General features: G+C 53.1%; 10 protein-coding genes. 9 read left to right on the plus strand and 1 reads right to left on the minus strand.

Annotated elements, in window-relative coordinates:
* Window positions 1-36 precede the first annotated feature (36 nt).
* From QM649_RS00960 to QM649_RS00975, 4 genes are all read left to right on the plus strand, one after another.
* Window positions 37-1,869, plus strand: coding sequence for a hypothetical protein (locus QM649_RS00960; protein ID WP_415197122.1), 1,833 nt, complete (start codon window positions 37-39; stop codon window positions 1,867-1,869).
* 321 nt (window positions 1,870-2,190) lie between these two features.
* The gene (locus QM649_RS00965) at window positions 2,191-2,490 is read left to right on the plus strand and encodes a hypothetical protein (RefSeq protein WP_415197123.1); all 300 of its coding nucleotides are present in this window, start codon (window positions 2,191-2,193) and stop codon (window positions 2,488-2,490) included.
* A 137-nt stretch (window positions 2,491-2,627) separates the two neighbouring features.
* The gene (locus QM649_RS00970; RefSeq protein ID WP_415197124.1) at window positions 2,628-2,927 is read left to right on the plus strand and encodes a hypothetical protein; all 300 of its coding nucleotides are present in this window, start codon (window positions 2,628-2,630) and stop codon (window positions 2,925-2,927) included.
* Between the two features lie 113 nt (window positions 2,928-3,040).
* Window positions 3,041-3,310: a hypothetical protein gene (locus tag QM649_RS00975; protein ID WP_415197125.1), complete on the plus strand. Its 270-nt coding sequence runs from the start codon at window positions 3,041-3,043 to the stop codon at window positions 3,308-3,310.
* A 466-nt stretch (window positions 3,311-3,776) separates the two neighbouring features.
* Here the strand turns inward: QM649_RS00975 and QM649_RS00980 are convergent, their stop codons facing one another.
* On the minus strand, window positions 3,777-4,073 hold the full coding sequence (locus QM649_RS00980; RefSeq protein WP_415197126.1) for a helix-turn-helix domain-containing protein: 297 nt from the start codon (window positions 4,071-4,073) through the stop codon (window positions 3,777-3,779).
* Between the two features lie 178 nt (window positions 4,074-4,251).
* On the opposite strand from QM649_RS00980, the gene QM649_RS00985 reads away from it, so the two are divergent.
* From QM649_RS00985 to QM649_RS01005, 5 genes are all read left to right on the plus strand, one after another.
* Window positions 4,252-4,512 carry a helix-turn-helix domain-containing protein gene (locus QM649_RS00985; protein WP_415197127.1) on the plus strand — a complete coding sequence of 87 codons (261 nt, stop codon included), beginning with the start codon at window positions 4,252-4,254 and terminating at the stop codon, window positions 4,510-4,512.
* A gap of 318 nt (window positions 4,513-4,830) precedes the next feature.
* Window positions 4,831-5,490: an RNA polymerase sigma factor gene (locus QM649_RS00990; protein ID WP_415197128.1), complete on the plus strand. Its 660-nt coding sequence runs from the start codon at window positions 4,831-4,833 to the stop codon at window positions 5,488-5,490.
* Window positions 5,491-5,534: 44 nt separating this feature from the next.
* Window positions 5,535-6,782: an anti-sigma factor domain-containing protein gene (locus tag QM649_RS00995; protein ID WP_415197129.1), complete on the plus strand. Its 1,248-nt coding sequence runs from the start codon at window positions 5,535-5,537 to the stop codon at window positions 6,780-6,782.
* A gap of 88 nt (window positions 6,783-6,870) precedes the next feature.
* A complete protein-coding gene (locus QM649_RS01000; RefSeq protein WP_415197130.1) occupies window positions 6,871-9,981 on the plus strand; it encodes a TonB-dependent receptor domain-containing protein in 3,111 nt (1,036 codons plus the stop codon).
* Window positions 9,982-10,033: 52 nt separating this feature from the next.
* On the plus strand, window positions 10,034-12,433 hold the full coding sequence (locus QM649_RS01005) for a hypothetical protein (RefSeq protein ID WP_415197131.1): 2,400 nt from the start codon (window positions 10,034-10,036) through the stop codon (window positions 12,431-12,433).
* Window positions 12,434-12,446: the final 13 nt, after the last annotated feature.

Here is a 12,446-nt window from a genome sequence, read left to right on the forward strand (position 1 = left end):
CGAGGTTCGGTCACCTCGTACTGAGGATCGATCAACATGTCCGACATCTCGCGAAGGGCAGTTCTGAAGACATCCGCGCTTTTGAGCGCTGCAGCGCTCCATCCTGCGCTCTTGGCCGAACCCGCAGCTCCCAGCATCGATCCGCAGGTGCTCTTACTGTCGAGCACTTCAGGGATCGTTCTCCCACCCAAGGGCCGGGCTTTCTTAAAGTTCAGCTTCGATTTTCCTGAGCCTTCGGTTGAATTTGGAGGGTATCAGTTTTCCGTTCGCATCTACACGCGTGAGAACACCTACGCAATGGCCCCTCATCACATTCATGTGGAGCGGTCTTCGAATGGGATACGAATCCTCTGCGATGGTCTGACATGGGCCGGCGGTCAGGAAGAACATCCTGGCAAGGTGATCGCGGCAGTAAAACAAAACGAAGGCGGCCTTGAGATTCATGCTGAAGCCTCCGTGCCCGGCAAGCAGATCAAGTCCATCGCTACCGTGGTGAGATGGCTGCCACGGGGCGAAGTATCGCGGGCCGGAGGAAAATTCAGCGATCCGAAGGACGACGAAGTCCTTGCTTCCTGGCCTGAACTAAATGCCGGGCTGGTTTCTCCGATCATTGTGTTGCGATCGGGAGAGCAGTACACAGGGATCTCCCTTGCCGCGAAGCGGGACGAAGCCCGTCCTGCGCGGTTCTACCTGCAACCTGGCGAAAAGGGTTATCGCGCGGAACTCATCTACGAGCGCGAAGCATGGAGCAAGAGCGAAACCATCGAAACAGCCACGTGGCATATCCGCAAAGGAAACAGTTATGCGGAAGTTGCGCAGCCACAATACGAGCATGTTGAGAAAACATTCGGCTTGAAAGAGTGGGAATCACGGACTGATGTTCCTCTCTGGATGAAGGAGGCATCCCTCATCGTTTCCCTGCACGGAGCTGATTGGACCGGCTATATCTTCAACGATTACGCAAAGCAACTCACTATCTTGAAGTGGATTGCAGAAAACATCGATCCCCGCAAGGTGGTGGTCTTCCTTCCCGCATGGGATGGCCGGTACTACTGGAACTATCCGGCCTATGTGCCGGATCCACGAATGGGAGGGGAAAAAGGATTCCGGCGCCTGATCGATGGAGCTCACAAGCTTGGGTTCCACCTCATCGCTATGTTCGGCTCCAACGTCGCCAACAAAGACATACCGTCATTCGACGAAGTGCGAGATGCGGTCACAATCCGCCCCGGAGCTGATGAATGGAATCTGGACTACGTCGATTGGGACAATGACCGTCGCGGAGATTCCAACTACGGCTTCATGAACCTTGGAGTTCGATCATGGCGTGAACATCTCCGCGACCGCATCGCAGACACGCTTGGACGGTTCGACCTGGACGGCTACTTCCTTGACATCGTAGGCGTCGCAGAGAACAACCGCCAAGGCGATATGTTCCTTGGGACCCGCCAGCTTGTTGCAGACCTTCACGAGAAGTTCCCAGACAGGCTGGCGATGGGCGAAATGCACTATGACGCTTTGCTCGGAAACATCGCTGTGTATCAGGCCGATGTCACTGCTGAATATCCAGAGGCTTTCTACAAGTATGGACGAATGTTCGAGCATCTGAGCTGGCCGGCCCCGGGCCGGGGCAGCACAGGAGTCCACGAATTTGGCTTCGCCAACAGGTGGAAGCTACCGGACCCACAGCAGCGAGTGATACCTACGCTCACGGTGGTGGATGACACCTTCAGCAAGAATCGCGAGCAGATGACAGCCGTGATCGAGGTTGCGAAGAAGTGGAAATTTCCCTGGTTGGGACACCGATTCGCCGAAGAAATCCTGATGTATCCGAATGCAGATTCATCTTCTATATCGAAGTACATATGAGGACGCAGCACACGCAGAAAACAGGCGATTCGAAGTTCGACTCGATCGCACTATCCCACGAAAAGGCCTCTTCCTTGCCGCGCAGGTCGTACTTGCAGCGGGAGTGACGGTACTGCAGGTTGCAGCCAATCCCTATGTCACCATCCTGGGACCACCAGAGACTGCTTCCAGGCGACTTAACCTCACGCAAGCTTTCAATACCCTCGGAGACACTGTTGCACCTTTTTGGGGAGCATCTTTCTGCTCGGGGGGGCCGCGATAAAGACCATACCCACGGACGACGCGGGACTTACGGCCTACCGCATCCGTGAAGCCGCCAAAGTGAAACTGCCTTACATTGCGATCGCGGCAACACTGATCATTCTGGCGATTGCGATTGCACTATACCGGTTTCCTCGTCTCGAGGTCACACGAGATTTTCGACCGACCGATTTCGACATCAGCCGCGACAGCATCTGGAAGTACCCGCATCTTTGGCTAGGTGCGCTGGCGATCTTCATCTATGTCGGCGCAGAGGTATCCGTTGGCAGCTTCCTTGCCAAGTATCTGGCCGATCCCGCCATCGGTGGCTTATCTCTGCAAAAAGCTGCTCAGCTCGTAACTCTCTACTGGGCGGCATGATGGTCGGGCGTTTCATCGGATCCGCGGTTATGCGGCGCATCGCGCCGAACCGTTTGTTGATCTTTGTAGGAGTCGGTGCCGGGTTGATGACACTGCTTTCCTGCCTGACAACCGCTCCCTGGGCAAGGTGGACGATCTTGGCCGTGGGACTGTTTAATTCGATCATGTTCCCTACGATCTTCACACTCGCCGTTGCAGAGCTCGGACCGTTTACCGGCCGGGGATCGGTGCTGGTCGTGCAGGCGTTTGTAGGCGGCGCGGTGTTCCCGGTCATGATGGGACACCTGGCTGACAAGTACGGCATCCATCGTGCGCTGTTCCTCCCGTTCGTGCGCTACCTCTACGTGATTTATACGGTATGCGCGGTTACAGGATCGCCCCTACGGAAGCACAGAGCCATATCCAGCCCGCCGATTGGTGGAGGCCGCTCGGAGTAACACTACGTAGACGGCGAGGCCTGCTGAGGAGCACCACAATGAAGACAAGATTAATGCTGGCGGTATTACTCATGACAGCCTCTCTCGCAGATGCAAGCGTGCACAGGAAGCCTTTGGGAACCACGAGAGATGGTCACCCCGTCGATCTCTTCACGCTCATCGACCACGCGCTTACAGTGACCATCACGAACTATGGGGCTCACGTTGTGAGCATCGAAACGCCCGATCGCTCAGGCAAGCGAGCGGACGTGGTGCTCGGCTATAAGCACCTTGTAGATCATGAGAACGATAACGACACGTATCTAGGTTCCTTAGTCGGTCGTTATGGAACCGAATCGGTAGGCGATCTCGCACCCAGCGGGTCGCTGTTCTGGCCGTATTGATGGTTGGTGGGGAATACTCATCGTATTGTTGATGCGATGAGAGCCCGCTCTTGCCGTGGTCCCTAAACTCCTTTGGTCTCGTGCGTTGCTCGTCGCAGCGGCAAGGAAATTTCCACCTTTGATAACACCTTCGCCCTTATTCCTTATTCATGAATAAATTTGCGCAGATCTGCCGCTCTCAATTCGCTTTCTCCTTGCGGCCGTACGGAGGACCACACATCTAGTCTGCTCCAAGGCCACACTCTCTTCTACGAGCCAAGCTTCTGCTTCATGCAATGTCGAAGACTTTATCCATAGAACCTGAACTTGTCGCTTCAGTCATTTTTGTGACACTTTTAGTAGAGTTCTGGTTCGCGGACCATTGCGGAGCAGGAAAGCTGTTTCTTGCAGTTGTTCTGATTTCTACCGATGCATTCTGGTTCTCAGCGATGCGTTCCAATTGCGGTTTGGCCCACGGCTTTCACCATCAATATGTCCTTTTTTGTTTGATCCACGTTCCGGAACTTCCGGATTTCAAATTCTCCTCGTATATAGTGACAAATCGCGGAAAATCCATTCCTATACCCTGAGCATAGAGACGAAGCTCAACCGGGTTGATGACCCTGCGTCCACGTTCGCACTTGCTGACTTCGCTCTGGCTTAAACCCATCGCCTTCGCCATATCATTCTGAGTTCGGCCCGCCTGATTTCGAAGACTCACCATCGTATACAAGAGAACCTTGTACTCGGGTGTGAATTTGATCGCTGGCCGTCTCTTCTCCATCGCTAAGAAAAACGGTAGGAGTCCAATAAGGAATAGTGGAAATCAGACTATTTCAGCAGCAAGGAAAACCTATCTGTCTCATTCCAATGACATTGATAGTTTTGTTGACAAATAGTCGATCTTAAACTAAACAATTGTTTAGGGACCAAATGTGGTCGACGCCAGAAGATTGAGGTAGATGCCTCAATCTCCTGACAAACGCGTGTCCCTGCAGATGGCAATCGCTGCTGCGCTGGCGAAGGCGCGTATTCGTCGCAAGTTTACTCAAGAGGAGTTGGGGTACCGTGCGGGCTACGATCCGGTCTATATCAATATGCTCGAAAGGGCGCGCCGATATCCCTCCATGCGCGCCGTCTTCAATATTTGCGAGGCTCTTGGCACGACGCCGTCCGCCCTTATGGAAGATATTCAAGAGCAAATTCAATTCAAACACCGGTGAACCTGTTTACCTTCTCTTGACACCAAGTTGCGAGGACAACTAGGTGTACATCTCTTTGCCCGGCTCTGCATTATCGCGACCGGGGATCCCGAGATATAAACGGTTAAATTTCACCGAGCAGAAGAAAGACTCCTCCCCAAAATCCGATCCCACTCCTTCAAAGAGTTTCTCCAAGCCGTTTTTCAGTATGCGGCGGAGCAGCTTGCTGGGCGGTATTAAGAATCCCTTTGGAAGCGGCATATCGGAACCCCTCATCGCTCTCTTGAACCCGCAGAGGAATGCTGCTGACCTCCAACTCAAAATGGCCTGGGGGATGGAATGAACTCCGAAGGAACGCTATCACTCCGTCCTATCATCACAGCTGGCGACCCAGTAGAACAATCCCGCAACTCAGAAGTGCACCCACATCCAGGCGTGCCCGCTATCAGCGACTCGTCAGACGAAAGCTTGCTCGTCGCGGTCGGAAAAGGATCAAAGGATGCGATCGGCATCCTCTTTGAGCGGCACGGCAGAGTTGTATTGAATGTTGCGTACCGCATCTTGCATGACGAGTCGGAAGCTGCTGACCTGCGCCAAGAGGTCTTCATTTATTTGTTCCAGAGGGCCCAACTTTACGACCCGCGGAAATCATCGGCGATTTCATGGATCATGCAAATCGCTTATCATCGCGCATTTAATCGACGTCGATTCCTTACCGCACGGCACCACTATAAAACCGAAGAATTCAGCGAACAACGGATCAAACGTCACGCATCGCATCTATCTACCGAGCAACTTGACGGACAATCTATCCTGAAGCGCTTTAGAAACCAACTCAGCCGAGAGCAACAGCAAACACTCGAACTCCATCTATTCGAAGGCTATTCTTTTCAGGAAATTGCCAACAAAAGCGGCCAAACCGTTGGAAACGTAAAACACTTCTACTACCGCGGGTTAGAGAAGCTCCGTTCAAACCTCATCTCGAAAAAGCGCATATAGGTGAGAGAATTGGGAAACGTCTACGCCGCGAAGGAACTGAGTCGGTGAATCCTGACTTTCATGAACAGTTCGTTGCCCTCTGCGCACTCTACTATTCTGACGAAATTACCGAGGAAGAGTGGGCTTTGTTGCAGGTCCATATGGCATATTGTGAGCCGTGCAAGCAACGGTTCCTCGACTATCAAAAGTTGGCGACGGATGTGATTCCGATGATGGCCGCGGCGGCGGCCGCTTCTGACCACGACGGTATCTTGAACGAAACCTCAGAGGATCAGCGCCTGGCTGCAGAGCAGCTTATAAACAACCTGGAAGATCTTCCACAGATCCAAGAAACTACGAAAAAAAAGCGACTCATCTTTCCTCAACTGGGATTGACGCTCGCTGCTTGTTCGCTTGGATGTCTGGCACTCGTTTCCGTCTACCTGTTGCGAACCAAAGGCCTTTCATCGTCCAGGGCCCTACAAAGCCCCACACCCGCGAACACGGTTGCCCCCTATGACGCCTCCACCACAGATCAACAAATGCTGCGACAAGATCGGGCTGAGATCCAGAATCTTCACCAGCAACTGTCTATGATCAGGAACAGCTTCGCCCACCTCGTGACCAAAGATCAGACATCGCAGCACCAGATTCTCAATGATGAAATACAGATAAAGCAGCTTACTGCTGAACTCGACTCTCTCTCCGAACAATTCACTGCCTCCCAAAATGAGTCGCAAATATTGCGGGAGCACCTTCTAAGCTCTGCAGCGGACGCAAACCAGAATCTGTTGAAAATCGCCTCACTGGAAACCAAACTTCGTGATGTCGATGCCGCTCTGGACGATGCGAATACTGCGCTCAATGAACGCGAGAGGATGCTCGCTCTCGACCGGGATTTCCTCGCACACGATCGTGATGTCCGCGATGTAATCAGCGCACGGGATCTATATATTGCCGACGTTTACGACTCGACCGAATCCGGCCGATACGCTAAACCCTTCGCCCGCATTTTCTATACCCGCGATCGCTCCTTAATCTTCTACGGCTTCGACCTCGAAAAGCAATCGGGCCTGAAACAGGATGCCTCATTCCAGGTATGGGGTAGCGGAAGCGACCAAAAGCCAGTGAGCCTTGGTCTCCTCTACCAGGATGACAATCATAATCGATGGGTCATGCGCTTTAACGACTCCAAAACGCTTGCCCGTCTGAATATGGTCTTCGTCACCATCGAGCCTCCGGGAGGCAGTCGGAAGCCCACAGGCAAGCAGATGCTCCGGGCTCTGCTGCAAATGCCTCCGAATCATCCATAAAAAAATAGAGTGGCTGGTACTCCTTCGGGCGTCCATCTGTAGACGAGGTGTACTCGTTTTTACCCTCGACTCGCCGGAGCGCCGTTACATGAGAAGTTGGGTTTCTTTGCTGAGTTTTTGTGTCTTTTCTGTATCTCTCTTTGCTCAGTCCACAAATGCCACGATCAGCGGAGGGGTTGCAGATCCTGCCGGAAGAATGATTGCGAACGCGGACATTGAAATTCAAAATGACGCGACAGGTGTCATTTACTCTTCGCAGACAAACAGCGCCGGCATCTACGTCGTACCCATCCTTCCCCCGGGACACTATCACGTCCAAGTGGCCAAACCTGGATTCAAGACCATCATTCAGGCCGATGTGGTTCTGAACGTGCAAAGTGCAGTTGCCCTAAACTTTACTCTGCCGATCGGAGCCCTATCGGAAAGCGTAACAGTGGATAGCTCTACCCCTGCCTTGAATACGACAGATGCAACAGTGAGCACCGTTGTGGATCATAACTTCGTGGAAAACGCTCCCCTGAACGGACGAAGCTTTCAGGATTTGATTTCGATGACTCCCGGGGTAGTAACACAGAGCCCTCAAAGTTCCAATCAACTTGTGGGCGTTCAGGGAGATTTCAGTGTCAACGGACAGAGAACACAATCCAACTACTACACCGTAGACGGCGTAACGGCCAATATCAGCGCAGGGAATGCAGGAGGGACAGCTTCCATCGCGACCGGTGGCGCACTGGCTGGATCCACTACTCTGGGCACAACGCAAGCTATGGTTTCGGTGGATGCCCTTCAGGAATTCCGCGTACAGAGCTCGACCTACTCTGCCGAATACGGTCGATCACCGGGTGGTCAGTTCTCCCTCGCAACTCGATCCGGCACGAACATGTTTCACGGGAGTGCGTACGACTATCTTCGTAACGGCGATCTTGATGCTAATGATTGGTTCAATGACCATTACGGCGACGCGCAGCCGGCCTTGCATCAGAACGATTTCGGTGGAACCCTGGGCGGCCCTGTTTGGCTACCACGGCTCTATGATGGCAAGAACCATACCTTCTTCTTTGTGTCCTATGAAGGTCTCAGGCTTACCCAGCCCACCGCGGCAGCCATTCAATATGTTCCCGACCTCTTCATGCGGCAACAGGCAATCTCGACGATGCGACCAATCCTGGATGCCTTTCCGTTGCCGAACGGCATCGATTACGGGACAACTTCCAATCCAAGCCTTGCCCAGTTCATTGCCACCTATTCGTTACCGAGCAGCATCAACGCGACCAGCGTACGCTTGGATCAAACGATTGGACAAAAGCTCAGTATCTTTTTTCGTGCGGCATACACACCTAGCTCGAGTCAAAACAGATCTGACTTCGCAAGAACTGTCACCCAAAGCAATGCCCTGACAGGCACGTTCGGTGCAAACGCCCAACTCGAACCAACCGTGGCGAATGAATTCAGAATCGGCTATTCCAACGTAAGAGCTTCGCAGATCGGCACACTCGACAACTTTGGAGGTGCAACGCCGACCGACCTTGCCGCAGACATGGGTGCGGGCTCCTTCAGTCCAGTTGAACCGGCCGTGTACTTTTATTTTTCAGGCATCGGAGGCTCACTGATGATGCCCTACTACGGCAAGAATGCATCCAGGCAATGGAATCTGGTCGACACCGTGTCCATATCCCATGGAAACCATAATCTGAAGTTTGGAGTTGATTACAGGCATATCGTGGCCCCTGTCACTCCTCCGAGTGTCGAGCCTTACGCGATCTTCGAGAGTTCTTCCTCCAGCCTGAGTGGCGCGCCGACAATCCCTTACGTCTTCAATTATCTTGCCTCAACACCTCGTCTCAATCAGCTTGCCCTCTTTGCCCAGGATGAATGGCATGTCCATCCGCGTCTCAATATTTCTTTTGGCATTCGCTGGGAAGCGGATCCTCCTCCTACCGGAGCACATGGCGGGGACGCTTTCACACTGCAAGGCAGCTTCAGTGATCCATCCTCTCTCACCGTCGCGCCTCGCGGCACACCCCTGTGGCGGACTCCCTGGTACAACTTTGCGCCGCGATTGGGTTTTGCGTGGACGGCACATTCAACTCCTGGACTCGAAACGATTCTTCGTGCTGGCGGCGGTGTCTTCTTCGATTCACCGGATGAAGTGGCCACACTGGGATTCAGTGAACTCGGATTCCGCTCCTACGATGTCGTAGCCGGAGCCACGCTGCCCTTTACCAAGGCGCAGCTTACGGTTCCGATAACCACGACCGCACCCTATACGAACGCGATCATTATCGCGTTTCCGACGCACCTGCAACTCCCCTATACGCTCGAATGGAATGCCGCCCTTCAACAGGCATTGGGAAAGAACCAGACTTTCACCCTCTCTTATGTGGCTTCGAACGGACGGCGACTCCTACAGGAACAAGAATTATATCTGGGGAACCTCAATCCTAATTTCGGCTACATTACCTATTTTGCCGGTGGCGTGACCTCGAATTACCAGTCTCTTCAGGTTTCGTTTCAACGCACGGTCACGAAGGGAATTCAGGCGCTTGGTTCCTACACGTGGTCACACTCTCTGGATTACGGATCGAACGCTACCGCACTTCCACTGCAAAGAGGCAACTCGGATTATGACGTTCGGAACAACGCCCAGGCCGGACTCACCTGGGATCTACCCACAACGTCAGGACGAAACATAGCTGCCTATCTTTCGAATGGCTGGGGGCTGGATGGGCGGCTTAATCTTCGGTCTGCGTTTCCGATCATGCTCGGCGGTGATACCGAAATTGACGCAGCCACGGGTTCAGAATATGCAGGCGGCCTGAACATCCGCCCCAATCGACCGTTTTATCTCTATGGGAGCCAATATCCAGGAGGCAAGGCCATTAACCCAGAAGCCTTCTACCTTCCCGTCTCTGGCGAAGGAGGTGCGCCGCGCAACTTCATTCGAGGGTTTGGTGCGACTCAGATCAACCTGGCTATTCGTCGCGACTTTCCCATCCATGATCTTTTCACCCTTCAATTTCGAGCTGAGAACTTCAATCTGCTGAACCATCCCAACTTCGGGTATGTCGATCCAGACTATGGCGATGCGACCTTTGGACAAGCTACAGAAACCCTCGCGGCCAGCCTCGGCACAGTTGCGTCCCAGTATCAGCAGGGCGGTCCACGCTCGATGCAATTCGCCCTCCGCTTGAAGTTCTGACGGACTGGAAGTTCTTCGACGCTTCGCACCATCCGACACTCCAGGAGATGACATGAGGTCCGGCGCACTGCTCACCGTTATCACGATAACGGCTGCCTCTCTTACGCTTCTGAACGCCCAAGAGCATAACTTTTCCGTCAAAGACGACATCGCGATGGCGCGATTCAGTGATCCATCGGAGTTGTCCACAGAACCAGGCGGCGGCCTTGTTCAGCCATCTCCTGATGGAAAACACTATGCCGTCGTCACCACAAAAGGGCTGCTCGACTCAGACATGGTTGAATCCGATATTGTCCTATTTAATCGGGCAAACATTCTGGCCTACCTCTCGGGTACAGCATCTTCAATCCGCCCACGTACCATCGCCCAGATCGTATCTTATCCTCACGAAGTCAGAGCCAATGCTTATGCGTCCATGATTGAAGATCTCAAATGGGGGTGTCGGGGAGCATGCATTTATTTCCGAGGTGAAGATCCCAATGGAATATGGCGGCTTTACATGGTCCCTCTCGGTGGTCGAGGTCAGGTTCCCTTAACTCCGACCACGCTCAGTATCGATCGTTATGATGTCGACGATCACGGCATCGTATACCGGGCCTATAAGCCAACCAAATCGTCTCGAAACGTGCACTATGACAGTCTTCACGATGCAGAAGTAATCACCGGGACGCCGCTCCAGGAGGTGTTATTCCCGTCAGCGGTTGTAGGCAATACCATCAGGAACTACACACTCGGGGCATTGAACAGAAGAAACGGGAAATGGACGCGAAGCCGCGTGCCTGGTTTCTCGACCAAAGAGGGCACATATATAGGCTTCCTCTTTCCATTTTCGATCTCTCCAAACGCAGAGAAGCTCGTAACGATGACGCCGGTCAAAGCGATTTCGAAACAGTGGCAAGAATATACTCCTGCCTCCGGCTACGAAAGCCTTCGCTTTGGACGCAATGATCGCGACAGGATTTCAGCGTCAAATTTAATGCTTCCGGTTCAATACTCCGTCGTCGATCTGCATACTGGACTGACAATCCCATTGCTCAATGCTCCAAACGCCAGAGCGCTGGGATACCTTGGAGCAAACCGCGCGGTGTGGTCGCACGACGGAAAACGAGTCTTTCTCACCAATACATTTCTTGATCGCACGGCTGCGACGCCTACAACTAGCGCGACGTATCCGTGCGCCGTCCTAAGTGTTGATCTCTTACATTTGAACAAACGTTGTTTGTTCTCTTTGACGCCCGAGTTCATGAAGAGTGGCCAAAGCATACTTGAGATTAGAACGGAGGAAGACTCAGATCTCGTATCAGTTTTAATGAGCGAGCCATCAGCCAAGCGTAGAGTCGATACCTACAAATTCGAAGGAACCACCTGGATCCTTCTCTCCTCGTCTCCCTATGCTGGTTATCCCGACTCATTCAAGCGGCAAAGGAAGAGCCGCACTAGCCCCAGTTCTGATTTCACACTGTCCGTGGAACAGGGCTTGAACATGCCGCCGGCGCTCTGGACTTTGAATAAAGACACAGGCCAGAAACGCGAGATCTGGAACCCTAATCCGCAGTTGGAACGTGTCAGTTTTGGTGAGGCTTCTGTGTATCGCTGGAAGGACTCCACCGGCTATGAATGGACCGGAGGCTTGATTAAGCCTGTCGGATATGTCGCCGGGAAACGCTATCCCCTGATCCTTCAAATGTACTCTTTTGATGAACATCGTTTCCTTACCGACGGCACCGATCCGACAGCTTTCGCGGCCAGACATCTCGCCAGCGATGGATTCATTGTCCTGGAAATACAGAAAAAGCCCACGACAATGACAGAAGCTGATGCTGATGGAAGCCTGGAAGGCTATAAGAGTGCCATCGATGCGCTCAGTGCTGCTGGGCTGATTGATCCCGCACGTGTCGGGGTCGTCGGATTCAGCATGAGTTGTTGGTATGTATGGAATGCTCTGATCAAAGCTCCGCGATTATTTGCCGCTGCGACGATCGCAGACGGAAACACCAACAGCTATATGGAATACATGCTGTTTGGCGGCGGCAGTTACCAGATAAGGGAGCAGCACGAAGCACTTCGTGGAGGCATGCCTTTTGTCGGTGGATTACAACAATGGGTCAAGACAGCACCCGCATTCCATCTGGACCGGGTAAGGACGCCGGTACGTCTTGAGGCGATAGCACCCTTGGCGCTCTTAACCGAGTGGGAAGCATACTCATCACTCCAGTTGCAGGGGAAACCGGTCGACCTCATATATTTCCCGCACGGCACACATATTCATCAGCGCCCCCTGGAAAGATTGGAATCGCAGCAGGGAAACATCGACTGGATGCGGTTCTGGCTACAGGATTATGAAGACCCAGATCCAGCGAAGAAATCCCAATACCTTCGCTGGAGACAATGGAGACATAGCGATGCAACCTCGCACGAAAACGTGGACAGCCATTTCACAGAAAGTCCGTGACCCCATACCATTG

The organism is Silvibacterium sp. (assembly GCF_047605705.1).
In the GTDB taxonomy this organism is placed as follows: Bacteria; Acidobacteriota; Terriglobia; order Terriglobales; family Acidobacteriaceae; genus Silvibacterium.